At 61.6% G+C, this 22,574-nt stretch carries 25 protein-coding genes; 14 read left to right on the top strand and 11 right to left on the bottom strand.

Going from position 1 to position 22,574, the window contains the following annotated elements; genetic code table 11:
* Positions 1–42: 42 nt before the first annotated feature.
* A complete protein-coding gene (locus tag Q5Y75_RS15335) occupies positions 43–1,332 on the bottom strand; it encodes a type I glutamate--ammonia ligase (RefSeq protein WP_306198998.1) in 1,290 nt (429 codons plus the stop codon).
* A 33-nt stretch (positions 1,333–1,365) separates the two neighbouring features.
* Positions 1,366–2,625, bottom strand: a complete 1,260-nt coding sequence (locus tag Q5Y75_RS15330; RefSeq protein WP_306198996.1) for a cytochrome P450 — start codon at positions 2,623–2,625, stop codon at positions 1,366–1,368.
* 80 nt (positions 2,626–2,705) lie between these two features.
* Here Q5Y75_RS15330 and Q5Y75_RS15325 point away from each other — a divergent pair, with 80 nt between their 5' ends.
* Positions 2,706–3,419, top strand: a complete 714-nt coding sequence (locus Q5Y75_RS15325; RefSeq protein ID WP_306198994.1) for a type 1 glutamine amidotransferase — start codon at positions 2,706–2,708, stop codon at positions 3,417–3,419.
* Positions 3,420–3,456: 37 nt separating this feature from the next.
* Here the strand turns inward: Q5Y75_RS15325 and Q5Y75_RS15320 are convergent, their stop codons facing one another.
* The gene (locus Q5Y75_RS15320) at positions 3,457–4,107 is read right to left on the bottom strand and encodes a GntR family transcriptional regulator (protein WP_306198992.1); all 651 of its coding nucleotides are present in this window, start codon (positions 4,105–4,107) and stop codon (positions 3,457–3,459) included.
* Positions 4,108–4,275: 168 nt separating this feature from the next.
* Here Q5Y75_RS15320 and Q5Y75_RS15315 point away from each other — a divergent pair, with 168 nt between their 5' ends.
* Together Q5Y75_RS15315 and Q5Y75_RS15310 are read left to right on the top strand one after the other, a co-directional pair.
* Positions 4,276–5,094: a cyclase family protein gene (locus tag Q5Y75_RS15315; RefSeq protein WP_306198991.1), complete on the top strand. Its 819-nt coding sequence runs from the start codon at positions 4,276–4,278 to the stop codon at positions 5,092–5,094.
* Positions 5,095–5,259: 165 nt separating this feature from the next.
* Positions 5,260–5,478, top strand: a complete 219-nt coding sequence (locus Q5Y75_RS15310; RefSeq protein ID WP_306198988.1) for a DUF1127 domain-containing protein — start codon at positions 5,260–5,262, stop codon at positions 5,476–5,478.
* A 5-nt stretch (positions 5,479–5,483) separates the two neighbouring features.
* On the opposite strand, the gene Q5Y75_RS15305 is transcribed toward Q5Y75_RS15310, so the two are convergent.
* The 8 genes from Q5Y75_RS15305 to Q5Y75_RS15270 all read right to left on the bottom strand — a co-directional run bounded on the left by Q5Y75_RS15305 (position 5,484) and on the right by Q5Y75_RS15270 (position 14,599).
* Complete coding sequence (locus Q5Y75_RS15305) at positions 5,484–6,758, bottom strand: aspartate aminotransferase family protein (protein ID WP_306198986.1); 1,275 nt, start codon at positions 6,756–6,758, stop codon at positions 5,484–5,486.
* Positions 6,759–6,767: 9 nt separating this feature from the next.
* Positions 6,768–7,871 carry a mandelate racemase/muconate lactonizing enzyme family protein gene (locus tag Q5Y75_RS15300; protein ID WP_306198984.1) on the bottom strand — a complete coding sequence of 368 codons (1,104 nt, stop codon included), beginning with the start codon at positions 7,869–7,871 and terminating at the stop codon, positions 6,768–6,770.
* A 121-nt stretch (positions 7,872–7,992) separates the two neighbouring features.
* Positions 7,993–9,108, bottom strand: a complete 1,116-nt coding sequence (locus Q5Y75_RS15295; RefSeq protein ID WP_306198982.1) for a mandelate racemase/muconate lactonizing enzyme family protein — start codon at positions 9,106–9,108, stop codon at positions 7,993–7,995.
* Positions 9,105–9,389, bottom strand: a complete 285-nt coding sequence (locus tag Q5Y75_RS15290) for a cupin domain-containing protein (protein WP_306198980.1) — start codon at positions 9,387–9,389, stop codon at positions 9,105–9,107. The genes Q5Y75_RS15295 and Q5Y75_RS15290 overlap by 4 nt, the downstream gene beginning before the upstream one ends.
* Positions 9,386–10,492, bottom strand: a complete 1,107-nt coding sequence (locus tag Q5Y75_RS15285; protein WP_306198978.1) for a mandelate racemase/muconate lactonizing enzyme family protein — start codon at positions 10,490–10,492, stop codon at positions 9,386–9,388. The genes Q5Y75_RS15290 and Q5Y75_RS15285 overlap by 4 nt, the downstream gene beginning before the upstream one ends.
* Positions 10,489–11,070 carry a dimethylsulfonioproprionate lyase family protein gene (locus Q5Y75_RS15280; protein ID WP_306198976.1) on the bottom strand — a complete coding sequence of 194 codons (582 nt, stop codon included), beginning with the start codon at positions 11,068–11,070 and terminating at the stop codon, positions 10,489–10,491. The genes Q5Y75_RS15285 and Q5Y75_RS15280 overlap by 4 nt, the downstream gene beginning before the upstream one ends.
* Positions 11,067–12,149 carry an alcohol dehydrogenase family protein gene (locus Q5Y75_RS15275; protein ID WP_306198973.1) on the bottom strand — a complete coding sequence of 361 codons (1,083 nt, stop codon included), beginning with the start codon at positions 12,147–12,149 and terminating at the stop codon, positions 11,067–11,069. The genes Q5Y75_RS15280 and Q5Y75_RS15275 overlap by 4 nt, the downstream gene beginning before the upstream one ends.
* The gene (locus Q5Y75_RS15270) at positions 12,146–14,599 is read right to left on the bottom strand and encodes an FAD-dependent oxidoreductase (protein ID WP_306198971.1); all 2,454 of its coding nucleotides are present in this window, start codon (positions 14,597–14,599) and stop codon (positions 12,146–12,148) included. Before Q5Y75_RS15270 ends, Q5Y75_RS15275 begins: the two co-directional genes overlap by 4 nt.
* 68 nt (positions 14,600–14,667) lie before the next feature.
* Between Q5Y75_RS15270 and Q5Y75_RS15265 the strand changes: the two genes are divergently transcribed.
* From Q5Y75_RS15265 to Q5Y75_RS15215, 11 genes are all read left to right on the top strand, one after another.
* Entirely contained in the window at positions 14,668–15,555 is an 888-nt protein-coding gene (locus tag Q5Y75_RS15265) for a MurR/RpiR family transcriptional regulator (RefSeq protein WP_306198969.1), read from the top strand.
* Positions 15,552–16,643, top strand: coding sequence for an aromatic ring-hydroxylating oxygenase subunit alpha (locus Q5Y75_RS15260; protein WP_306198967.1), 1,092 nt, complete (start codon positions 15,552–15,554; stop codon positions 16,641–16,643). The genes Q5Y75_RS15265 and Q5Y75_RS15260 overlap by 4 nt, the downstream gene beginning before the upstream one ends.
* Positions 16,644–16,720: 77 nt before the next feature.
* The gene (locus Q5Y75_RS15255) at positions 16,721–17,113 is read left to right on the top strand and encodes a carboxymuconolactone decarboxylase family protein (protein ID WP_306198965.1); all 393 of its coding nucleotides are present in this window, start codon (positions 16,721–16,723) and stop codon (positions 17,111–17,113) included.
* 74 nt (positions 17,114–17,187) lie between these two features.
* On the top strand, positions 17,188–17,553 hold the full coding sequence (locus Q5Y75_RS15250; RefSeq protein ID WP_306198963.1) for a cupin domain-containing protein: 366 nt from the start codon (positions 17,188–17,190) through the stop codon (positions 17,551–17,553).
* 194 nt (positions 17,554–17,747) lie between these two features.
* Entirely contained in the window at positions 17,748–18,752 is a 1,005-nt protein-coding gene (paaA, locus tag Q5Y75_RS15245; protein ID WP_306198962.1) for a 1,2-phenylacetyl-CoA epoxidase subunit PaaA, read from the top strand.
* Positions 18,749–19,165 carry a glyoxalase superfamily protein gene (locus Q5Y75_RS15240; RefSeq protein WP_306198960.1) on the top strand — a complete coding sequence of 139 codons (417 nt, stop codon included), beginning with the start codon at positions 18,749–18,751 and terminating at the stop codon, positions 19,163–19,165. The genes paaA and Q5Y75_RS15240 overlap by 4 nt, the downstream gene beginning before the upstream one ends.
* Positions 19,162–19,446: a 1,2-phenylacetyl-CoA epoxidase subunit PaaB gene (gene paaB, locus Q5Y75_RS15235; protein WP_306198958.1), complete on the top strand. Its 285-nt coding sequence runs from the start codon at positions 19,162–19,164 to the stop codon at positions 19,444–19,446. Before Q5Y75_RS15240 ends, paaB begins: the two co-directional genes overlap by 4 nt.
* Positions 19,446–20,207, top strand: coding sequence for a 1,2-phenylacetyl-CoA epoxidase subunit PaaC (paaC, locus tag Q5Y75_RS15230; protein ID WP_306198956.1), 762 nt, complete (start codon positions 19,446–19,448; stop codon positions 20,205–20,207). Before paaB ends, paaC begins: the two co-directional genes overlap by 1 nt.
* 5 nt (positions 20,208–20,212) lie before the next feature.
* Complete coding sequence (gene paaD / locus Q5Y75_RS15225) at positions 20,213–20,674, top strand: 1,2-phenylacetyl-CoA epoxidase subunit PaaD (protein ID WP_306198954.1); 462 nt, start codon at positions 20,213–20,215, stop codon at positions 20,672–20,674.
* A 38-nt stretch (positions 20,675–20,712) separates the two neighbouring features.
* A complete protein-coding gene (locus tag Q5Y75_RS15220; RefSeq protein ID WP_306198951.1) occupies positions 20,713–21,786 on the top strand; it encodes a 2Fe-2S iron-sulfur cluster-binding protein in 1,074 nt (357 codons plus the stop codon).
* 11 nt (positions 21,787–21,797) lie between these two features.
* The gene (locus tag Q5Y75_RS15215) at positions 21,798–22,556 is read left to right on the top strand and encodes a Phenylacetic acid catabolic protein (protein ID WP_306198949.1); all 759 of its coding nucleotides are present in this window, start codon (positions 21,798–21,800) and stop codon (positions 22,554–22,556) included.
* Positions 22,557–22,574 lie beyond the last annotated feature (18 nt).

Here is a 22,574-nt window from a genome sequence, read left to right as displayed (position 1 = left end):
GGAGCTTGTCCTCGTCATTCAGTGACGCGGTGGCTCCAAGTCTCAAACAAAATAGACGTAGAAATCCCTGAGCGCGTCACCTTCCAGGTCGCGGGTTTTGCGGACTTCCTTTTGTTTCATATAGACGTGATTGGCAACCAGTTCGGGGCCAACCGCCTGCGCCAGAGCGGTATCCCGTTCCAGATCAGCCACCGCGCCTCGCAGGTCGATGGCGGTGCCATCTTTGGCGTCGGTATGATCGAACCCGTCGCCGGTTTCCATCGGCGGCAATTGATGGCCGTTCTCATCTCCCAGCCGCGCGGCATGCAGCACGGCGGCCACGGCGGTGTATGGGTTGGCCGAGGCATCCGCCATCCGGTGTTCCAGCCGCGCCTTGGCCCCGCCTTCGGAACTGATCCGCGTGGTCACGTTGCGATGATCGCCGCCCCAGTTCTGCCAGAAGCCCGACAGCGATCCGGGCTGCAGCCGCAGGTAAGAATTGGCGGTCGGTGCGATCAGCCCTGCCAGCCCCTTGTGGTGATGCAAGAGCCCCGCAAGACAGCCCCGCGCCAGATCGTTCATATGCTCCGGCCCGCCACGCGGCCCGGAGGACAACGCATTACCGCCCGCCTCGTCGGTGAAGGAGAAGTTGACATGCATCCCCGATCCGCCGCCCTCGGCAATGGGTTTGGGCATGAAGGTCAGCACGATCCCGTATTCCAGCGCGACCTCGCGGGCCATCAGGCGGAACAGTACGATATCGTCCACCGCCTTGACCGCATCGTCAAAGGTCAGCGTGTATTCGAATTGCGGGCTGTCGAACTCGGCGGTGATCATGTCGAGCGAGAAACCCATCTCATCCGCCATGGCCCAGATCCGGTCATTGAAGCGCAGCGGGTCAGAATAAGGCCCGGTGCCATAGACCACGCCGCCCGGCGCATCATAGGGCACCAGCCGCCCGGCATCATCGGCCTGCAGGGCAAACGCCTCCAACTCGATCCCGACCTTGGGGGTCAGCCCCTTGTCCTGCCAGGCCGCCACCGCACGCTTGAGCGCCCCGCGCGGACAGAGCGGCAGCAGGTTCCCCTCGTCATCATAAAGATCGCCCAGAACGATCTTTGTGTCGGCATGCCAACTGTCGCGAATATCGTCATGCAGCCATTTCAGTTCCATATCCGGCAGGCCCGCCTTGACCTTGGAGCCGGGCGCATCCAGCAGGTCCTTGTCGTAATGCGTCCCGAAGACCGACAGGCAGAACCGCGTGCTGCTATCGGCGATCTTGGAATTGGGCAGATATTTGCCCCGCATGATGCTGAGATGATCGCAGAACAGCGCGCGCAGTCGGGTCTTCATTTTCCGGTTTCCTCCCCTTGGTCCCTGTACAGCTTAGGCCAGAGTGACCGTCACCGGCAGTTCCTTTATGCCGCCCACGAAATTCGAGCGCAGAAACCGGTGCGGACCGGCTGGCTCGATGGCGCTAATCCGCTTTGCCAGCTCCTCAAACAACACCCGCACCTCAAGCCGGGCCAGCCACATGCCAAGGCAGACATGCGGGCCACCTTGACCAAAGCTCAGATGCCCCTTCGGATTGCGGGTCAGATCCACGCGGTACGGGTCATCGAAGACCAACTCATCGCGATTGGCTGAGGCCCACCAATACAGCACCTTGTCGCCCTCGCGGATCATCTTGCCATGCATCTCGACATCCTGCGTAGCGGTGCGGCGGAAATAGAGCGCGGGCGTAGCCCAGCGGACGATCTCATCCGGGGCAGTGTCCCAGATGTCGCCACCGGCCCGCATCTGGTCCAGCAGTTCCGGCTGGTGACACATGGCCTGAATGCCGCCCGCGATGGAATAGCGCGTGGTGTCATTGCCTGCCGCCACCACGAGGCAAAAGAAGTTGCGGAACTCGGTATCGCTGATGACCGAGCCGTCCTTGGCCGGTTGCAGGATCATATGCAGCACGCCCGATGTGTCGCCGGATTGCTCTTTCGACGCCATCAAATCCTTGGCATAGGCGTATAGCTCGGCCCCGGCAGGTGAGTTGAAGGGCATCATGCGGAACTCATCCGTTTCCAGTTTGTCCAGCACATGAGAGGTGAAATCGGGGTCGGTATTGGCGATCAGCGCATCGCCCTTTTCCACCAGCCAGGGCAGGTCCTCATCCGGCAGGCCGACGATCCGGCCCAGCATCCGCATCGGCAATTGTCGAGCAATTTCCTTGGTGGCGTCGAAAGTCTCGCGCTCCAGCACATCATCCAGAATGTCGACGCAGATCTGGCGGATATCGTCCTCGTACTGCGCCATCGTTGTGCGTGAAAACGCCTTGAACAGCTTCATGCGCGTCTGGCTGTGTTCCGGCGGGTCGGTTTCCTGAAAGGTGCGGCGGGCTAGATATTCCTCATAGCTCTGATCCTCCATCCGAATCCCTCTTGCCGAGGAAAACACCTCCGTATTCTTATTCATCTCGCAGATGTCGGCATGCCGGGTCACCGACCAGAAATCCTGCCCGTTGGCATATTCGGTCCAGTGCAAGGGATCATCGCGCCGCAGCCGCGTAAAGGTGTTGTGCGGGGGGCCATTCACAAAGGCATCGTGGCTGGTCAGATCGGCATACCCGTCGTCGCTTGGCGTCCAGACTGTCATTGACGTCTTCCAAAATCGATTAACATGTGTATATTATTGGATGCTATAAATATGTAAATGAAAAACTTGGGCGCAAAATCATGCATTTGGCAATCCTGATGACCAACACGGATGAAAGCGACTTTGCGCAGCAGCATCCCAAGGATGGCGAGAAGTTCACCGATCTTATCCAGTTGTCCCGCCCGGATTGGACCACCGAGGTTTTTTCGGTGAAAGATGGCGTTTTCCCCGATGATTTGTCGCGGTTTGACGGTGTGATAATCACCGGCAGTCCGGCTTCGGTCCGCAATGATGCGGGGTGGACGCGGCGGCTTCTGGATCTGATCCGCACCCTGCATGGGCAGGAGATGCCAATCTTCGGGGCCTGTTTCGGCCACCAGGCCATCGCACTGGCTTTGGGGGGTGCGTTGGATGACAATCCCGAAGGTTGGGTGCATGGGCTCACCCCGAATGAGATCATTGCGCGGGAAAGCTGGATGGGATGCCTGCCCGACCGCATTCACCTTTGTGCCAGTCACAAGGAGCAGGTGAGCGCGCTGCCCGAAGGCGCGCGCAATCTTATGGTCTCGACGCAATGCATGACATCGGGTTTCGCAATCGGCCGACATATCTACACCACCCAGCACCATCCCGAAATGAGCGCCGGTTTCATCGCGGCCTTGACCGAGGACATGGCGCCCATTCTGGGTGCCGAGCTTGCAGAGCGTGCGCGATCCTCTCTGACCCACATGGCGAACCAGCGAGACTATGCGCTGAGTATAGCTGAGTTTTTCGAGCAGGCCCGCAGCGTTTAAACCGGGACAAGGTGCCTCGCAGCGCCCTGCCGCCGTCTCAACCAAGCGCTGCCAGCAGGTCCATCACCGTGACTTGGTCAAATTGCACATGGCGCGTCATGCGCTCTTCGGCCTCGTCGCGCTTGTGGTCCAGGATCAGCGTCGCGATCTCGCGGTGCTCCTGCGCCGAGGTGCCGATAGAGCCGGGATAGCGGTAGCGCGCGCGGTAATAGGCCAACAGCTTGCGGGCATGGGTCTTGATCATCTCGACCAGATAAGGGTTGCCCGCGCCCAGTGCGACGCATTCGTGAAAGCGCAGGTTCAGCCGGTAATAGCCATAAGCGTCGTCATCACCCTTGTCGCGGGCATGGGCCTCGCAGGCCGCAACCACGGCCTCAAGTTCCGCCGCCTGCGACGCCGACATGCGCCGGGCCGCAAGGCCTGCCGCCTGCCCTTCGAGCCGTGCGTGTACTTCGAGAATGGCGAGGAATTCTTCCAGCGTGGGCTTGAACAGCACCGCCCCCTTGCGCGGCAGGCGCCGGATCAGACCCACGGTTTCCAACTGGATGAACGCCTCGCGCACCGGTGTGCGCGATACGTCATGGCGCGCCATCAGCGCGGCCTCTTCCAGCACGTCGCCAGGGTCGAGCCGCCCGGCATCGATATCCGCCAGCACCGCGTTCAGCACCTGTTCGGTTTGACCGGCCATTTGTCCTCGCACCCTCTGCCGCGTCAACCTAGGCGGCTGAGAGGATTTCCGCAATCCGCCAACTCGGGGCTGGACCGAAGGCCAAGTCCTTGATTAGGCTGGCCCGAGGCAGGGTTTCGCAGGCTCCCGTCGCAGCGGTTCAGTCCAATGAACTCAGGGAGACCAGCAATGTGTGATGTATGCGTGATGAACGCGGTAAAGGATCGGATGCTCTCGCGCCGTTCCTTCTTCAAGGGTGGCGCGGCAGCAGCGGCGGGCGCAGCTCTGGCGACAGGCGCAACAACACCGGCGCTGGCCATGGGGCATGACTCCGTCGTCGATATGACCCATGTCTACGACGCCGATTTCCCGACCTATTTCGGCGCACCGGGCATTTCGACCGAGCAACCCTTCAATTTCGCCGACAATGGCTTCAACCTGTTCAACCTAACCGTCAACGAACATACCGGCACTCATATTGACGCGCCGCTGCACTTCTCGGCTGATGGACAGGCAGTGCATGAAATCCCGGTTGAAAACCTCGTGGCTCCGCTCTGCGTCGTGGACATCGCCGCGCGGGCCGCCGAAGATGCCGATGCGCAGGTGACGCCCGATGACCTCAAGGCCTGGATCGACACAAACGGCCCGATCCCCCCGGGGGCCTGCATCGCGATGCATTCGGGCTGGGCCGGAAAGACGGGCGGCGATGGTTATCGCAATGTGGATGACGAGAAAAAGATGCATTTCCCCGGCTTCCATGTGGAAGCGGCGCAGATGCTGATCGAGGATGGCAATGCCAGCGCGATGGCGGTCGACACCCTGTCTCTGGACCACGGTCCATCGACGGATTTTGCCACGCACTACGCTTGGCTGCCCACCAATCGCTACGGCATCGAGAACCTTGCAGGGCTGGAAAACGTCCCCGCCAGCGGTGCCACGCTGATCGTGGGCGCACCGACCCATCGCGGCGGCTCGGGCGGGCCTGCGCGGATTCTGGCGCTGGTCTGACCCGGCCCAGCCACGCCGGACACGGTCGATCAGAAAGGTAGCGACGGTCCTTGCGGATCGCGAGGCTTGCACCCGCTGCAAGGCGGGCATTCCGCAACGGGCCTTTTCCCTTTTGCGGTTGCAGCATAAATTTGCCGCAACTGCAAAATAGGAGTCTGTGTCGATATGACCCAGTCCGTTACATATCCCAATGGTCTCGCGCACGCCGGCAAGGCGGTCGGCGAGTTTTTCAACGGTATTTTCGAGGCCCTGATCCGGGTTGGCGAAGCAAACTCACGCGTGCGGCGGATCGAGGCGCTCTGCAAGCTGAGTGACGAGGAACTCGCAGCGCGCGGTATGCGCCGCGAAGACATCGTCCGCGTCGTGATGCACGACTTCATCTGAACGCCTCAAGCTATGGCGGCGGCGGCCTTCAGATAGGCCGTCTCGGTCAGGGCAAAATCATCTTCGGTCAGTGCGAGCGACGGATAGGTCTTGCCCGGCGATTTGAACACGCCGTTCTGCATCAGCACGGCATTGAAACGTGCCGCCATCGACGTGTCTGAGCGGAAAACATCGCGATAATCCCGCACATCGGCGCTGGTGAACACGATCTCGAACAGGGTGGGGTCACCCACGATCTTGTAGGCGACACCCTGCGCGTCAAGCGCTGCGGATGCCATCTGCATCAGTCGGTTGCCATTCGCGCGCAGGCGGTCATATTGCCCGTCGCGACGCAGGATCTCCATCGTCTTGAGGCCCGCGACCGCCGCAACCGGGTTGCCCGAGAGTGTTCCCAGTTGCATCAGCCATTTATCCTCTCCGACGGCGGATTTGTCGAAATGCGCCATGATGTCGGCCCGCCCGGCAATTGCCGCCAGTGGAAAACCCCCACCAATGACCTTGCCAAGCGTGGTTAGGTCGGGCGTTACGCCATAAAGCTCCTGCGCACCGCCATAGGAGAACCGGAACCCGGTGACCACCTCGTCATAGATCAGCACGATGCCATAGCGGTCGGCCTCATCCCGCAACATTTGCAGGAAGCCGGGTTCAGGCGGGATGATCCGTTGCAGCGGCTCGACAATGATCGCAGCCACCTGATCGCCATGTTCGGCCAACAGTGAGCGGATGTAATCGGGATCGTTGAAGGGCGCGATCAGCATTTCGGCGCGCACGCTGTCGGGGATACCGGCGCTATCGGGCACGGCTTGCGGGAAATTCACCATCTTTGAGGGCGCGAGGCTCATCTGTGCCTCGGCGCTCATGCCGTGATACCCCCCTTCGAACTTGACAATCCTGTCGCGGCCGGTGAAGGCGCGCGCCAACCGGATCGCATACATATCCGCCTCGCCGCCAGATGAGACGTAACGCAGTTGCTCGGCGCAGGGTACGGCGTTGCAGATCTCTTCGGCCAGTTCGACAGCGCGGGCATTGTTGGCAAAAAAGGTCATGCCCCTGGGCAATTGCTCGGCCACCGCCTCCAGCACTTCGGGATGGCCATGGCCCAGCAGCATCGGGCCGGAGCCGATCAGATAGTCGACATATTCGCGCCCGTCTTCGTCCCAGACCCGGCTGCCTTTGCCATCGCGGATAAAGACCGACGGATCAAAATTGCCAAGCCCGCCGCCGGGAAGCACGGATTTTGCGCGATCGATCCAGTCGGCCTGGCTGAGGATGTTGAGCATGATGACCTCCTAATCCAGTATCATATCGGGCGGGCCCAGCGCCTCGCGATCCGGAGCCACACCCAGCCCCGCGCCCGAAGGCGGGGCGATCCGTCCGTTGTCGCGGATCGGCCCGGCGGGGGCCAGCCTTGGGGCGACATAGCCCGAGAGGTCACACACATTTGTGACCCGCTCCGGCATGGTCGCGGCCCCGAGATGCAGCAGGGCGGCGGTGGTGATGTCCGAGCCCCACGTATCCTCGATACACATGCGCGCGCCCAGATGATAACACAGATCCCGCGCCCGCCGCGCGGCAGAGAGCCCGCCGAATTTTGAAAGTTTAACGGCGACCACATCCATGCACCCTTTGGCATGACCTTCCAACAAGGTGGCAGTGTCATGGGCGCTTTCGTCTAGCTTCATCGGCAGGCCCGTCGCCGCGCGCACCCGGGCGCAATCGTCGATGGTGGCGCAGGGCTGTTCCAGCATCACATCCAGATCGCGCACAGCGCGCCCGACGCGGGTCGCCTCCAGCGAAGTGGCGCCGCAATTCCAGTCGCCATAGACCAGCGGCCCCGGTCCCACTGCCTCGCGCACCATGCGCAGCCTAGCGACATCGGCCTGCCAGTCGGCATCGGCCCCCAGCTTGACCTGGAACTGGGTGATGCCCTGACCCTGCGCCTCAAGCGCGATCCGAACCATCTCTTCCGGGGCAATGCAGGTGATCGAATGATAGAGCGGCATCGTCTCCGCCTGCCGCCCGCCCAGCAGCGCATGCAACGGCAACCCCGCCGTCTGCCCCGTCAGATCCCAGAGCGCGATATCGATAGCGGATTTGGCGTAGACATGACCCTGCAAGTGACGCTCCAACCGCGCCATGACGGCCTCGGGGCCGACCGGGTCTGCGCCCAGCAGGATCGGCGCCATCTCCTGCAGGGCAGGCGCGACACCCCTGGCGTAAGCGGGCAGGTAATGCGGGATCGGACAGACCTCGCCCCAGCCTGTGCGATCCTCATCGGTATCAAGGGCCAGCAGGACGGTTTCGACGGTAGCGCATGTCTTGCCCGCCGCCATGGCATAGGTCACATGCGCGGTCAGCGGCACATGCCAGAGCGATATACGGGTGATCTTCACCGCGATTGTCCCGGGGTTTTGCGCCGCGCTGCGCACGCGGGCCGGTCAGGGGTGCCACCCCCCCTCTTGGCCAGCGGCCAATTCATCCCTCGGGAGACTTCTGGCAAGATGAAGAGACTGATCATACCGGGACCTCATAGGTTGCAACAGGTGAGCCGATGGCCTCATCGTCCGGTGCAACACCAAGGCCAGGCGCTTCGGGAAGGTGCAGGTGGCCGTTGACGTTGCGCGGGCCGCGCCCACCGGCGATGTCGGTGGTGATCATGTCCTGACAGGCCCAGACCGCGTGACAGACATGGTCGGGAATTGTGGCCGCCAGATGCAACGCCTCGGCATCGGCCAGAACGGTGCCGCCGGTGGCCATCACGAACATGTCGATACCGTGAGCCAGTGCGACATCGCGTATTCGGGCGGCCTTGGTCAGACCGCCAACACGGTTGAGCTTGATGCCAAAGACCTCTGCCAGCCCCTCGCGGGCGATACGCGTCGCATCCTGAAGCGTGACGAGGCTTTCATCGACGCTAACGGGCGCGGCGTGCAGGGGGCGCAGCGCGGCGATGTCATCCAGCGTTTCGCAGGGCTGTTCGAACATCACACGCAGGTCCTGCGTCGCCCGCATGACGCGCAAGGCCTGTTGCCGGGTCCAGCCGCGATTGACGTCATAGAGGATGATCTCCTCCGGTCTGCGCTGCGCCTCGACATCGCGGATACGGGCAATGTCACGCTCCACATCGCCGCCGATTTTCACCGAATGAGCGATGTAGCCGCGCTGGCGGTACCGCTCGATGACAGCGCGGGTCTCTTCGACGGTTTTTGCCCCGACCGAGGCGGCGATAGCGCGCGGCGTGCGGGAGCCCCCGCCCATCAGATCTGCAATCGGCAGTCCCGCCGCCTGTCCGGCGATGTCCCAGCAGGCCATATCGATGGGAGATTTGGCATAGAGATGCCCCGGCAGCGCCAGATCCATCGCCCGCTCGACCTCAAGCAGCTTGCGCGGGTCGAGGCCAAGGACAAAGCGCGCCATGGTTTCGATCCCGGCACGGATGCCCGGACCATGGGCAGGCACATAAGTGTGCCCCCAGGGCGTGCCCTCGCCCCAGCCAATCAGCCCAGCATCGGTTACCAGCCTGACCAGAGTCGCATCGAGGCATTCAAACTTCAGCCGCCCGCCGGACAGCCAATAGGGATGCTCCAGCGGCAGGTCGACCTGATAGACCGAGATCCGGATGATCTTCATTTCAACTCAACCTCGACAAATGACATTGGGGTGTCGCCTGCGTTGATGACATTGTGCTCGACTCCCTCATCGCGGCGATAGGCGGTGCCGGCAGGGACGGTGACCTCATTCGAGCTGCCATCGGGTAGGTCTAGGCGCATGTGGCAGTCGGTGATGGCGGTGATAACGTAATCCATCGCGTGGCGATGCCAGCCGGTTTCGGCACCGGGGGCAAAGTCGAACCGGGTCACCCGGACGCGTGCGTCATCGATCATCAACGTCGCATTTGCCTGTTCCGTCATAGGGCATACTCCTCCACCGGGTCGCCAAGGCTTTCGAAATCCGGCACGACACCAAGGCCCGGCATGTCGGGCGCATAGAGCTTGCCCTGCCTCGCCACAGCCCCGCCCACGCCGGTCGAGCGGGTGTTGTAATTCATCAGGTCGGTGGTGTTGTGCAGATAGTCAGGCGGGGTCGTTGCCGCGAAATGGGACAGGGCTGCGGTCGCGATCTCGCCGCCCCAGCTATCCTCAGCCACAACGGGGATGCGGTTTTCGACCAGAAAATCCCGCACGCGGCGCGCCTTGCTGAGCCCGCTGAGATTGGAGATTTTGAGGCACACCAACTCCGCCCCGCGATCGGCCACGATGCGCTGCGCCATGTGCATGCCGGTGACGCATTCATCCAGCTTCATCGGCAGATCGATCCGGGCGCGCACCTGCTGGCATTCCTCGTAGCTGCGGCAGGGTTGTTCGAAGATATAATCCAGATCGCGCGTCTCCCTCGCCACGCGCAGCGCATCATCGACGCGCCAGCCCTGATTGGCATCCGCCATGGCTGTCTCACCGGGTTTCAGCAGCACAACGGTAGAGCGGATGCGGTCGATATCCGAAGCCCAGTCGCTGCCGACCTTGATCTGAAACTGGCGGTATCCCTGGTCGCGATAGCGGTCCATCTCGGCTATCGTGTCCTCGGTCCCTTTTTGCGGTGCGACACGATACATCGACGCTCCGTCGGTCAGCTTGCCGCCCCAGACCGCATACAGCGGCGCGTTCAGCGATTGCGCCAGAATATCCCAACACCCCGCATCGAAGGGTGATTTGGCATAGCCATGTCCCTGCACCAGATGATCCATGATCTGCTCGATGCGGGCCACGTTGCGCGGGTCTTCGCCCAGCAGATGCGGGGCCACCAGCCGCGCCAGCGCAGGCACACCTGCGGAATGGGCCACCATGTAGCTCTCGCCACAGGGCGTGAATTCGCCGCATCCCATCAGACCCGCATCCGTGTCGATCACGACAACCGAGGCCGTGGCCGTTTCGATCACATTCCCCGCCCCCCAGGCATAGGCCCCGCCCACATAAGGCAGGCCGGTCTGGTACAGACGGATGCGGGTGATCTTCATGCAACGTCCATCCTTGGCAGGCCCGTCAGCCCCGCGCCGCGCCACAGAATCAGGGTCAGGATCGGCTGATCTGCGGTGTCCATCGCGTGGCTTTGCCAACTGCCATGGAACCGGGTCTGTCCGGGGCCAAGATGGGTCGCGCTGCCGTCGACTTTGAAACAAGCGCTGCCTGCCAGCGTCACATACAATTCTTCTGCCTCGTGACTGTGCCAGTCATAGCTCAACCCCGCACCCCAATAGGCGATATAGCCGCGCAATTGGGCCGAGTGGTAATGTCCCGAGGGGCCAAACAATTCGTAATAGCCGTAGCGGCTGAGGAAATCTGCACCAACCTCCTCTTCGGTATAGGCCAGTTGCCAGTTGGCCAGATGTGCACTCGCCCGGACCGCCGCCACCAGAGCATGTGTCTGGGCCACGCCGGGCAATGCGAACCCCCCGACCAGGTCTGTTGCCGGGATCGGACATGGCTGCAGACCGGTTGGCGACAGATCGTCAGGCCAGGACGCATAGGCCGACAGGTCGGGATGGCTCTGATGCAGCGCGCGGGCCGCTTGCAGCACATCATCAAGGGGTGTCATGGCACCACCACGATGTTGCCGGTATGGGTCTTGTCGATGAAGGCCTGCTGGGCCTCCTTCAATTCGGCCAACGGATAGGTCGCCGCCAAGGCTGGTTTGATCTGGCCGTTTTCGATGTATCTCACGACATCGAAGAAGTTCTGAGGCGTGTTCACGGTAGAGCCGGTGAAGGTCAGGTCGCGCAGATAGAAGGTGCGCAGATCAAATTCGACGATCGGACCGGCGATCGCGCCCGAGCAGGTATATCGCCCGCCACGCGCGAGCATGTCGATCAGCCTGGGCCACATCGCCCCGCCAACGACATCCGCGACGACGGTGATCTTTTCGCCCTTAAGTGCCGCCCTCAGATTGTCCGGGCTGCGCGGCAGGATACGGTCGGGGCCAAGCTCTGCGACGTCTTGGTGCTTGGCTTGTGACGCCATGGCGATCACCCGTGCGCCGCGCAGTTTGGAGAGTTGAATCAAGGCACCGCCAACACCGCCCGAAGCGCCGGGGATCAGCACCGTGTCGCCCGCGCCAACCTGCGCACGATCCAGCATCCCTTCGGCTGTCACGTAAGAGCAACTGAATGTCGCCAGTTCCGCGTCGCTCAGATCGGATTGGACAGGTGCAATGCCCCGCATATCCGCCTTGGTGTATTCCGCGAAGCCGCCATCACATTCGGACCCGAAATAGCCCGCCTTGTCGCGATTCATCGGATCGCTCCAATCCCGCAGCCACCCGGCAACGATGACCCGCTTGCCGATCAGGGCCTCATCCGCGCCCTCGCCCGCGGCCACAACCACGCCCACCGCATCCGCGCCCTGAATGCGCGGAAAAGTCAGCGGCGCACCGCCCCAGGTGCTGTCCTCATCATCCAATTCGGAATAGGCGCCGCCGGTCGTGGCCTCATCGACGGCCTTGGAATACCAGCCCGTTCGCGTGTTCACATCGGTGTTGTTCAGACCGCAGGCTCTGACCTTGATCAGAACCTCCATCGGGCCGGGCTGCGGCACTGGCCAATCCTCGTGCCATTGGTATTTGTCCAGATCGCCATGCCCGGTCAGCACCATGGCCTTCATCGTTGCGGGGATATTCATTCTGCGGCCTCCATGGCGGCATCCGTGCGGGGCAGCAGGCTTTGCGGGTCATAGGCGGGCTCTCCCAGAACGCGCCCCTTGCGTGGCGCTCCGGCGATCACGACCTCAACCTCCGTACCCGGCACGTTCACATGCGGTTTGACATAAGCAAAGGCGAGGATCTTGCCCACCGTATGCCCGTAGGCGACCGAAGCGGTGGAGCCCACGACCTTGCCGCCCAGCAGCACAGCCTCGCCACCATGACCATCCACGATCCCGTCCGGTTCGATTTCCAGATATGCGCAAATCCAGCGCAGATCGGGGGCCAGGGTCTTGTCCTTGCCAAGATAGTCTTTGTCGGTTCGGGCAAAGCGTAGCACATCGGCCTCGGCCAGCGTGACCTCGTTGGTCAGTTCACCGGCCCCCTTGAAGCCTTTCTCCATCCGCAACGCGTTCATGCCAAACGAGCCGTAATCAGCAATCCCGTGCGGCGCACCCGCCGTCCAGAGCGCGTCATAGACCGCCAGGGCCTGATCGCGCGGGATATGCAATTCCCAGCCCAGTTCGCCTGCATAAGACATGCGGAAGGCCCAGAGCTTGTGCCCAGCCACCTCGATATCCCGCGCTGTGAGCCATTTGAACCCGGCATTACTCAGATCCGCATCGGTGCAGGCAGACAGGACATCGCGGGCTTTTGGACCATTCAGGCTCAGCGCCGCCCAATCGTTCGAGCGCAGGATGATTTCCACTTCTTCCTCCGCCCGCTGCTGATTCAGATGATCCAGCAGGCGTTGCTCGAAGAAGGCCGCGCAGACCAGATAAAAGCGCCCCTCGTCCAGCTTCACGATCGTGGTTTCCAGCTCGATCCGGCCCCGGCGGTTCAGCATATGGGTCAGCGCAATGCCACCCACCTTTTGCGGCACCCGGTTCGCGACCAACCGATCCAACAGCTTTTCAGCCCCCGGCCCGGTCACTTCGACCTTGGTGAAGGCCGAAATATCCATGATCCCCACCCGTTTGCGCACCGCCTCGCACTCGGCCCCGACAATGTCATGGACCACGTTGCGCTTGAACGAATAGTGGTCGTGCTGCGCGACACCGTTCCTGGCAAACCAGCGCGGGCGCTCATGGCCATAAACCTCCTCATAGACAGCGCCTTTCTGCTGCAGCCGGTCATAGAGCGGGGAGGGTTTGACCGGGCGTCCCGCCAGCCGGCTGAAATGCGGAAACGGGATTTCGTGGCGCAGCTTGTAATCCTCATGCGCTTTGGTGACCTGCCAATCCTTGGTTGCATAAGAGCCAAAGCGGCGCGGATCATAGTCCCGCATCGAGATGTCCGCCGCGCCATGTACCATCCATCGTGCCAGTTCGCGGGTCAGGCCCGGCCCCCAGCCGATACCGATCTGCGTGCCACAGCAGCACCAGTAGTTTCTGACCCCCGGCGCCGGGCCGATCAGCGGGTTCCCGTCGGGGGGGTGCGAGATCGCCCCGTGCACTTCGCGCTGAATGCCCAGATCAGCAAAGATCGGCATGCGGTTCAGGCTCTCCTCAAGCCATGGCATCACCCGGTCGTAATCCGCATCAAACAGCCAGTTCTCGTAATCCCAGGGGCAATGGTCGTGCCAGACCGAGTTCGAGTTCTCTTTCTCATAGATTCCGATCAGCCCGCGTTTCTGTTCCATCCGGATGTAACCCGAAACCTTGCGATCATCACGGATCACCGGCAGTTCTTTGTCGAGATGTTCGAATTCGGGCACCGGCTCGGTCACGAAATAGTGGTGGGTCATCGACGTCATCGGCAGTTGCAGCCCCGACCATTCGCCCATCTGCCGCGCATAAGTGCCACCCGCATTCACCACATGCTCGCAGGTAATGGTTCCCTTCTCGGTCTCAACGACCCATTCGCCGTTGGCCGCTTGCGTGATGTTGGTTGCCCGGCAATGGCGGAAGATGCGAACGCCCTTCTGACGCGCGCCAGCGGCCATCGCCATGGTGACATTCGTTGGGTCCACATGGCCGTCATCCGGCGTGTACAATGCGCCCAACACGCCGTCGAGATTGTAGAACGGATGCAGTTCGGCCACCTTTTCGGGCCCGACCAGCTCGATATTGAACCCCAGCGACCGGCCCACGGACAGGGTGTGGCGCAGCCAGTCCATCTCATCCTCTGTATAGGCCAGCCGGAACGAGCCGCATCCATGCCAAGTCACCGCCTGGCCGGTCTCGGCCTGCAACGCACCGGAATAGAGCCCGATATTGTAGTCCACACATTTGCCCAGGCCGAAAGAGCTGGTCGAGTGGGTGATCTGCCCCGCCGCGTGCCAGGTGCTGCCGCTGGTCAGCTCGGCCTTTTCCAGCAGAACAACATCGCTCCACCCCTCATGCGCCAGGTGGTAGGCCAGACCGACCCCCATGACGCCTCCGCCCACGATCACTACGCGCGCCTGTGACGGCAGTTCTTTCCCGGACATGATTTTTCCTCTTCCCGAGTCGCTTTTCTGCTCGACAGGCTAATTCCACATTTGTACCATCGTCAATCATGAATGACACAAATGTATCATCAATCGTTCTCGACCGCCTTACCGACGAGTGGGACGCGCTGACGCCAGAGGCGCAGAAAGCCGCGCGCTACGTGTTGGAAAACCCGACCGATGTGGGGGTTTCAACGGTGCGCGAGATCGCTGAGGCCGCCAATGTCAAACCCAACACATTCGTGCGCATGGCCCGTCAGGTGGGGTTCGAAGGCTACGAGGATTTCCGCGCGCCCTTCCGCGATGCGATTCGTCAGGGCAGCGTTTCCTTTCCCGACCGCGCCCGGTGGTTGCAGACCATCGGCAAGTCGGGCGAGCTGGGCGGGCTCTATGCCGACATGATCGGCGCTGCGATCCGCAATATCGAAGACACCTTTGCCGGGATCGACGCCGCGCGCCTGAAGGCTGCCGCCGAGGATATCTGGAATTGCCGTCAGATTTTCACGCTGGGGGTTGGGGTCAACAATTCGAACGCGCGCAACTTTACCTACCTTGCCTCCACCGGAATGAAACAATTCCACGCCATTCCCCGCCCTGGCTCGACCCCGGTGGATGACCTGGCATGGGCCGACGAGCAGGATGTGCTGATCGCCATCACCTGCCATCCCTATCGGACCGAAGTGATCGAAGCGATCAAGCTGGCCCGCCAGCAAGGTATGACCGTCATCGGCCTTTCGGACAGCCCGGCCAGCCCGGTCATCCTGAACGCCCATCATGGCTTTGTTGTCGCGGCAGACACGCCACAATTCTTCCCCTCCTCGGTTTCGACCCTCGCGCTGCTGGAAACGCTGCTGTCCTTCGTGATCGCCGTCTCCAGCGACGAGATCGTCGAGCGGGTCGAACGCTTTCATCGTCGCCGCCACCAGCTTGGCCTCTATGCGGAGAAGCCTGAATGAACGCCCCCCTGACGCACTCTCTGGATGCCCGCTACTATACCGACCCTGCGGTTTTTGTGCAGGAAATGCAGGGCCTTTTGGCACGAACCTGGCAATTCGCCGGGCATGTGGCGCAGGTGCGCGAGGTCGGGGACTATTTCGCCTTTGAGATCGCGGGCCAGAACCTGTTTTGCATCCGGGGTCGCGACGGAGAAATCCGCACCTTCTACAATGTCTGCCAGCACCGTGCACATGAAATGGTCAGTGGCGCCGGCAATACCCGCGTTGTCGTCTGCCCGTACCACGCCTGGACATATGAGTTGTCGGGCCAACTTCGCGCTGGCCCGAACATCAAATCGGTTCCCGGTTTTGACCGCAGCGCCATCTGCCTGACCTCGGTGCGCACCGAAGTCTTCAATGGCTTCATCTTCGTTAATCTCGACGACAATGCCGCGCCAATGGACACCTGGTTCCCCGGCGTGCGCGAGGAAATCCGCGCCTTCGTCCCCCATATCGATGATCTGGAGCCGCTGGAATGGGTCGAGATTCCGGAAAACTGCAACTGGAAGGTCAGTATCGAGAATTACTCGGAATGCTATCACTGCCCTCTCAATCACCAGACCTTCGCCGAAGGCGTGGTCAAGCCGGAAACCTATGACATTCAACCCGATGCGGGCGGCGGTTATGTCCTGCGGCACACCACCGAATGTCAAAGCCTCGACAAGATGACCTACCCCGTCGACATGTCCGTTCCTCATGCGGGCGACTACCAGTCGTGGTTCCTGTGGCCTATGTTCTCGTTCCAGTGCTATCCGGGGAACGTGCTGAACACCTATCACTGGCGCGCGCGTGATGCGGATCACTGCACCGTCTGGCGCGGCTGGTTCACCGAAGGCGGATCGGAAAGCGCGGTGATCCGGCAGTTGGCGGTGCAGGACCGCGAAACCACGGTGGAGGAGGATATCCGGCTGGTCGAGTCAGTCCATCGCGGGCTGAAATCGCGCGGCTACCGCCCGGGTCCACTCGTTCTCGACCCCGATTGCGGCGTGATGTCCGAGCATTCCATTGCTACGTTGCAGCGATGGATGCGCGAGTCGGTCGACATCTGAGCGCACAAATTTCTTGCAAGAAATTTGCCAAGAAAATTTGAATTTTCTTGGGCCTGAAACGAACGGAAAGGACCAGAATGACCGAAATCTTTGACGAAGACCTTTTCCTGAAAGGGTTGGAACAGCGCAAGGGAACGCTCGGGGCCGAGTATGTCGAAAACAATCTGGCAAAAGCGGATGAGTTTACCCGCCCCTTTCAGGAGGCGATGACCGCCTGGTGTTGGGGCTTTGGTTGGGGCGATGATGTGATCGAGCCCAAGACCCGGTCGATGATGAACCTCGCCATGATCGGCGCGCTGGGCAAGATGCATGAGTGGGAAATCCACTGCCGCGGCGCGCTCAACAACGGGGTCACCAAGGAAGAAATCCGCGCCATCATTCATGTGGTCGGCATCTATTGTGGCGTCCCGCAATCGCTGGAGTGTTTTCGCGTGGCGCGCAAGGTTCTGGAAGAGGCTGGTCAGCTTTGAGAGCCGGAGAGGCTTTGTGAAAATGGCGGGCTGCGATAGGCTGGCAATGACCCAACCCATCCCGGCGGCATGACATGCGATACCATCACCTCTATTCCGACGCGCAGGGCGAAAGCCATTGGCGCGAGGTCGATGTCGCGCTTGAGGAACGGGTCTTTGCGCCGCCCGCACAGAATATTCTTGTCTCGGAACCGGAAGCGGCCCGCGCCTTTGTCTTTCTGAGGCTTGAGGCGGGTTGGGATGAGCCCGCCCACCCCTCTCCCATCCCTCAGTTGCTGATCTGCCTTCAGGGGCGTGTGCAAGTCACGGCCAGCGACGGGGACATGCGCGAGATCGCCAAGGGCGACGTCTGGCGCATGGAGGATTTGGCCGGCAAAGGGCATCATACAAAAGTCGTGAGCAGCGAAGACTTCGAAGCGGCGATCGTCCAGTTCGGCTGAGGTCGTGTTGGCCGCGGAGCGTTGGCACGGCAAGAAACGTTACAGGATTTTCGCAGATAGGTAATTTGTGTTACATTTTACTTGCTCCGAATCATATTCCGCCCTATTCCCCGACCAATCGGTCACTTAATGCCCGCGTCGGTTCGGGACCTGTCCGGGTGATCGGGGCGCGTTTCTGAGGGAGGAGGCCGAAAATGTACGCACAGATGGTGAAATCTACCGGTCACGGCGTGAAAACGCGTGACGAGATGACGCCTGAGGAACGCGCTTTTCAGGATCGCATCGACCGGGGTGACAAGATCGAACCCAAGGACTGGATGCCCGATGGCTATCGCCAGACGTTGATCCGCCAGATCGGCCAGCACGCCCATTCCGAGATTGTGGGGCAACTGCCCGAAGGCAACTGGATCACCCGCGCGCCGACGCTGGAACGCAAGGCGATCCTGCTGGCCAAGGTGCAGGACGAGGCGGGGCATGGGCTCTACCTCTATTGCGCAGCCGAGACGCTGGGCGTGAGCCGCGACGAGTTGACCGAGATGCTGCTGGACGGGCGTATGAAATACAGCTCGATCTTCAACTATCCGACCCTGAACTGGGCCGATATCGGTGCAGTGGGCTGGCTGGTGGATGGCGCGGCGATCATGAACCAGGTGCCGCTGCAGCGTACCTCCTACGGCCCCTATGCCCGCGCCATGGTGCGTATCTGCAAGGAAGAAAGCTTTCACCAGCGGCAGGGCTATGACGCGATTCGCAAGATGGCCGAGGGCACGCCGGAACAGCACCGCATGGCGCAGGATGCGCTGAACCGGTTCTGGTGCCCGTCGCTGATGATGTTCGGACCGTCGGACAAGGACTCGATCCATTCCGCTCAATCGATGGCATGGAAGATCAAGATCAACACCAATGACGAACTGCGCCAGAAATTCGTCGACCAGACTGTGCCGCAGGCTGAGTATCTGGGCCTGACGGTTCCCGATCCCGATCTGACATGGAACGAAGATCGCGGGCATTACGATTTCAGCGAACCGGATTGGTCCGAGTTCTTCGAAGTCATCAAGGGCAATGGCCCCTGCAACACCGACCGGATGGCCGCCCGCAACAAGGCCTGGAATGACGGCAAATGGGTGCGTGACGGGCTGTTGGCACATGGCGAAAAGAAACGCGCGCGCGCCAAGGCCCGGCAGGTGGCCGCGGAATGACCATGCTGCGCGCCATGCCGGTTCTGCAGGTCCGCGATGTGGTGGTCTCAGCCGCGTTTTATGAACGGCTGGGCTTTTTCCATCACGGGTTCTGGGGCGACCCGCCGGGCTTCTGCATCGTGCAGCGCGATGGCATCAGCATCGCACTGGATGGCGGCGACACACCGGTTCCGACCAACCAATGGTGGGCGGTCTATGTCTATGTCGAGGATGTGGCGCAACTGCACGCGGAATTCAGCGCGCTTGAATTGAGAAATCTGACCGAGATCCGGCGTGGCAACCCCTATGGCTGTGATGATTTCGACGTGATCGACCCGGACGGGCACCGCATCGCCTTCGGGCAAGACATGCAGCCCGGCGCAAGCCCCGGTCTGGCCTCGGCCAGCGCGGAAGAAAAGGAGGACGCAGAATGAAAACCGAATGGCCCCTCTGGGAAGTCTTCATCCGTGGTCAGCACGGGCTGAGCCATCGACATGTGGGCAGCCTGCATGCACCTGACGCTGAAATGGCGATCAAGAATGCTCGCGACGTCTATACCCGCCGCAATGAGGGCGTCTCGATCTGGGTGGTTGAGGCGAATAATATCGCCGCCTCCTCGCCCAGCGATAAAGGCCCGCTTTATGAGCCGTCGGAATCGAAAATTTATCGCCATCCGACGTTTTTCGACATTCCCGATGATGTGGGGGCGATGTGATGGCGGATCGCGACGCCTTCCAGCAGTTTCTGCTGCGCATGGGGGACAATACGCTGGTCCTCGGTCACCGGGTCAGCGAATGGTGCGGCCACGCGCCGGTGCTGGAGGAGGATATCGCGCTGGCCAATACCGCGCTGGACCTGATCGGGCAGACGCAGATGTGGCTGGGGCTGGCGGCAGAGGTTCAAAGCGAAGGCAAAAGCGCTGATGATCTAGCCTTCCTGCGCGATGTCTGGGATTTTCGCAATGTGCTGCTGGTCGAAATGCCCAATGGCGATTTCGGGCAGACCATCATGCGCCAATTCCTGTTCGACGCCTGGCATTCGATCATGCTGACGCGTTTGCGCAGCTCTTCGGATGCGCGTGTCGCCGCGATTGCCGAAAAGGCCAGCAAAGAAGTGACCTATCACCTGGAACGCTCCGGCGACACGGTGGTCGGGCTTGGCGATGGCACCGAGGAAAGCCACCAGCGGATGCAGGCTGCGCTGGAGTATCTCTGGCCTTATGTGGGCGAGATGTTTGCCAGCGATGCGGTGGATGCCGCCATGGCATCCGAGGGTATCGCGCCGGACCCGGCCAGCATGCGCGCAGACTATGATGACCTGATCGGACGTATTCTGAGCGCGGCCACATTGACCCTACCGGACGCGCGTTTCGCCCGTAAGGGCGGGCGGGATGGGCGGATGCATACGGAACATCTGGGCCATCTTCTGACCCAGATGCAATGGCTGCCCCGCGCCTATCCCGGCGCGAGTTGGTAACCGCCATGGCCCAGCCTTCGACAGATCAGGTCTGGGACTGGCTGGATGCTGTGCCCGACCCCGAGATCCCGGTGATCTCGGTGGTGGATCTGGGCATAGTGCGCGACGTGGCCTGGGCGGGCGATACGCTGACGGTCACCGTGACGCCCACCTATTCGGGCTGCCCCGCAACCTCTGTGATTGCGATGGATATCGAAACCGCCCTGCGCGATCACGGCGTGCGGCAGCTTGAGTTGAAGACGCAGATCGCACCCGCCTGGACCACCGACTGGCTCAGCACGAAGGGCCGCAAGAAGCTGGAGGAATACGGCATTGCCCCGCCGAACCCTGCGGGAGGCCCGAAACACTGCCCCCGCTGCGGCAGCGCATCGGTTGAGAAGGTCAGCCAGTTTGGCTCTACCCCCTGCAAGGCCCATTGGCGCTGCACCGATTGCCTGGAACCTTTCGACTATTTCAAGTGCATCTGAGCCAAAGGCAAGGCGCACAAAAGACAAGGAGCGTGCGGATGGCACGATTTCACGACCTCGAAGTGACCGACATCCACAAGACGATCCGCGATGCGGTTGTTGTCGCGCTGAAGCCTGCACCCGGGTCAGAAGAGGCGTTCGCCTTCACCCAAGGCCAATACCTGACCTTCCGCCACGATTTTGACGGGGAAGAGCTGCGGCGGTCCTATTCGATCTGCGCCGGGCTGGATGACGGCGTGCTGCGGGTCGGCATAAAGCGGGTCGAGGGCGGCGCATTTTCCGGCTTTGCCAATGAAGTGCTAAAGGTCGGCGATACGCTTCAGGCAATGCCCCCGATGGGCAGTTTTCACACCCCGCTCGATGGCGAGCTGCAGAGGCACTATCTGGGGTTTGCGGGCGGCTCCGGCATCACGCCGGTCCTGTCGATCCTCAAGACGACACTGGCCCGCGAGCCGAAATCGCGCTTCACGCTGGTCTATGCGAACCGGGGCGTAAGCACGATCATGTTCCGCGAAGAACTGGAAGACCTCAAGAACCTGCATATGGGTCGGCTGAACGTGATCCATATCCTGGAAAGCGACGCGCAGGAGATCGATCTGTTCACCGGGCTGGTGACGCAGGAGAAATGCGGCGAGCTGTTCCGCAGCTGGATCGATATCGAGGATGTGGACATTGCCTTCATCTGTGGACCTGAGCCGATGATGCTGGGCATCGCGGCAGCGTTGCGGGCCCATGGGATGGAGGACGCGCAGATCAAGTTCGAACTGTTCGCCAGCGCCCAGCCGGGCCGCCTGAAACGCAAAGTGACACCGGGCGATACCGCCAGCAGCGCCAATCAGGCCAGCACCGCAATCACGCTGGATGGCGCGACGCAGACGATCACCATGGGCAAGGATATCTCGATCCTCGATGCGGCGCTGCAAAACGCGATGGATGCGCCCTTTGCCTGCAAGGCGGGGGTCTGCTCGACCTGCCGTTGCCGGGTCACCGAAGGAGAGGTCGAAATGGTCGCCAATCACGCGCTTGAGGATTATGAGGTTGAAAAGGGCTATATCCTGTCCTGCCAGTCCTATCCGCTCACCGACCGCGTTGCGGTCGATTATGACCAGTGAGGAGAGCCCGCATGTCCGAGGAAATGACACTGGACGCCTATCTGGCCGCAGGCGGTATCCTGAGCAACCCCATCAACGTCCCGCCCCGCTACCGGGCGGAGTTGATGAAGCTGATGGCCACCTTCGTGGACAGCGAGTTGGCCGGATCGGCGGGCTTTGCCGATATCGTCAATGAGGCGCCGGGCATCAAGGAACGGATCGCCGCCGCCAAGATCGTGCTGGAGAAAGCCGCAAATGCCGATCGCGTGCTTGCGGTGATGGGCGCATTTGGCGTCGATGCGGACCGCTACGCCACCCATCACCCCTGGACCGCACGGCTGGCGCGCGATGCCGATATCGGCGCGACGCGTGGCGATCACGACATGCGGCTTGCGGTCTTCAACTACCCCCTGCTGGGCTGGAACGATGCCGTCGTGATGAACCTGCTGATGGGCCGGGCGGTGGCGGTCCAGCTGGCCGAGTTTTCGCTGGTCTCATATCAGCCGCTTGCCGAGGCCTTCCGCGCTATCGCGCCGATCGAGGCGCATCACGCGGAACTGGCCGAAGAAGGCTTGCGCAAGATATTGGAAACCAGTGACAAACCAGCGCTGCAATCCTCGGTCGACTATTGGTGGCCGCGCGTCGGGCAGAGCTTTGGGGTTGGGCAATCGCAGCGGTTCGAAACCCTGCGCGCCTATGGCCTGCGCCGCACGTCGAATACAGAGCTGCGCGCGCGATGGGCAGCGGAAACCGGGGCAAAACTCTCTGAGTTGGGTCTGCAGGCGCCCTAAGCACAACGCGCCACGGCG

It is taken from the genome of Ruegeria discodermiae, assembly GCF_030758345.1.
Taxonomy (GTDB): Bacteria; Pseudomonadota; Alphaproteobacteria; order Rhodobacterales; family Rhodobacteraceae; genus Ruegeria_C.
The sequence above is the reverse complement of the archived record's forward strand: the minus strand, read 5'-3'. Positions and strand labels throughout refer to the sequence as shown.

What these genes read in the sequence shown, in the direction of transcription:
- Q5Y75_RS15335 (WP_306198998.1), bottom strand. Translation starts at nt 1,332, where the DNA reads ATGAAGACCCGACTGCGCGCGCTGTTCTGCGATCATCTCAGCATCATG.
- Q5Y75_RS15330 (WP_306198996.1), bottom strand. Translation starts at nt 2,625, where the DNA reads ATGACAGTCTGGACGCCAAGCGACGACGGGTATGCCGATCTGACCAGC.
- Q5Y75_RS15325 (WP_306198994.1), top strand. Translation starts at nt 2,706, where the DNA reads ATGCATTTGGCAATCCTGATGACCAACACGGATGAAAGCGACTTTGCG.
- Q5Y75_RS15320 (WP_306198992.1), bottom strand. Translation starts at nt 4,107, where the DNA reads ATGGCCGGTCAAACCGAACAGGTGCTGAACGCGGTGCTGGCGGATATC.
- Q5Y75_RS15315 (WP_306198991.1), top strand. Translation starts at nt 4,276, where the DNA reads ATGTGTGATGTATGCGTGATGAACGCGGTAAAGGATCGGATGCTCTCG.
- Q5Y75_RS15310 (WP_306198988.1), top strand. Translation starts at nt 5,260, where the DNA reads ATGACCCAGTCCGTTACATATCCCAATGGTCTCGCGCACGCCGGCAAG.
- Q5Y75_RS15305 (WP_306198986.1), bottom strand. Translation starts at nt 6,758, where the DNA reads ATGCTCAACATCCTCAGCCAGGCCGACTGGATCGATCGCGCAAAATCC.
- Q5Y75_RS15295 (WP_306198982.1), bottom strand. Translation starts at nt 9,108, where the DNA reads ATGAAGATCATCCGGATCTCGGTCTATCAGGTCGACCTGCCGCTGGAG.
- Q5Y75_RS15290 (WP_306198980.1), bottom strand. Translation starts at nt 9,389, where the DNA reads ATGACGGAACAGGCAAATGCGACGTTGATGATCGATGACGCACGCGTC.
- Q5Y75_RS15285 (WP_306198978.1), bottom strand. Translation starts at nt 10,492, where the DNA reads ATGAAGATCACCCGCATCCGTCTGTACCAGACCGGCCTGCCTTATGTG.
- Q5Y75_RS15280 (WP_306198976.1), bottom strand. Translation starts at nt 11,070, where the DNA reads ATGACACCCCTTGATGATGTGCTGCAAGCGGCCCGCGCGCTGCATCAG.
- Q5Y75_RS15275 (WP_306198973.1), bottom strand. Translation starts at nt 12,149, where the DNA reads ATGAATATCCCCGCAACGATGAAGGCCATGGTGCTGACCGGGCATGGC.
- Q5Y75_RS15270 (WP_306198971.1), bottom strand. Translation starts at nt 14,599, where the DNA reads ATGTCCGGGAAAGAACTGCCGTCACAGGCGCGCGTAGTGATCGTGGGC.
- Q5Y75_RS15265 (WP_306198969.1), top strand. Translation starts at nt 14,668, where the DNA reads ATGAATGACACAAATGTATCATCAATCGTTCTCGACCGCCTTACCGAC.
- Q5Y75_RS15260 (WP_306198967.1), top strand. Translation starts at nt 15,552, where the DNA reads ATGAACGCCCCCCTGACGCACTCTCTGGATGCCCGCTACTATACCGAC.
- Q5Y75_RS15255 (WP_306198965.1), top strand. Translation starts at nt 16,721, where the DNA reads ATGACCGAAATCTTTGACGAAGACCTTTTCCTGAAAGGGTTGGAACAG.
- Q5Y75_RS15250 (WP_306198963.1), top strand. Translation starts at nt 17,188, where the DNA reads ATGCGATACCATCACCTCTATTCCGACGCGCAGGGCGAAAGCCATTGG.
- paaA (WP_306198962.1), top strand. Translation starts at nt 17,748, where the DNA reads ATGTACGCACAGATGGTGAAATCTACCGGTCACGGCGTGAAAACGCGT.
- Q5Y75_RS15240 (WP_306198960.1), top strand. Translation starts at nt 18,749, where the DNA reads ATGACCATGCTGCGCGCCATGCCGGTTCTGCAGGTCCGCGATGTGGTG.
- paaB (WP_306198958.1), top strand. Translation starts at nt 19,162, where the DNA reads ATGAAAACCGAATGGCCCCTCTGGGAAGTCTTCATCCGTGGTCAGCAC.
- paaC (WP_306198956.1), top strand. Translation starts at nt 19,446, where the DNA reads ATGGCGGATCGCGACGCCTTCCAGCAGTTTCTGCTGCGCATGGGGGAC.
- paaD (WP_306198954.1), top strand. Translation starts at nt 20,213, where the DNA reads ATGGCCCAGCCTTCGACAGATCAGGTCTGGGACTGGCTGGATGCTGTG.
- Q5Y75_RS15220 (WP_306198951.1), top strand. Translation starts at nt 20,713, where the DNA reads ATGGCACGATTTCACGACCTCGAAGTGACCGACATCCACAAGACGATC.
- Q5Y75_RS15215 (WP_306198949.1), top strand. Translation starts at nt 21,798, where the DNA reads ATGTCCGAGGAAATGACACTGGACGCCTATCTGGCCGCAGGCGGTATC.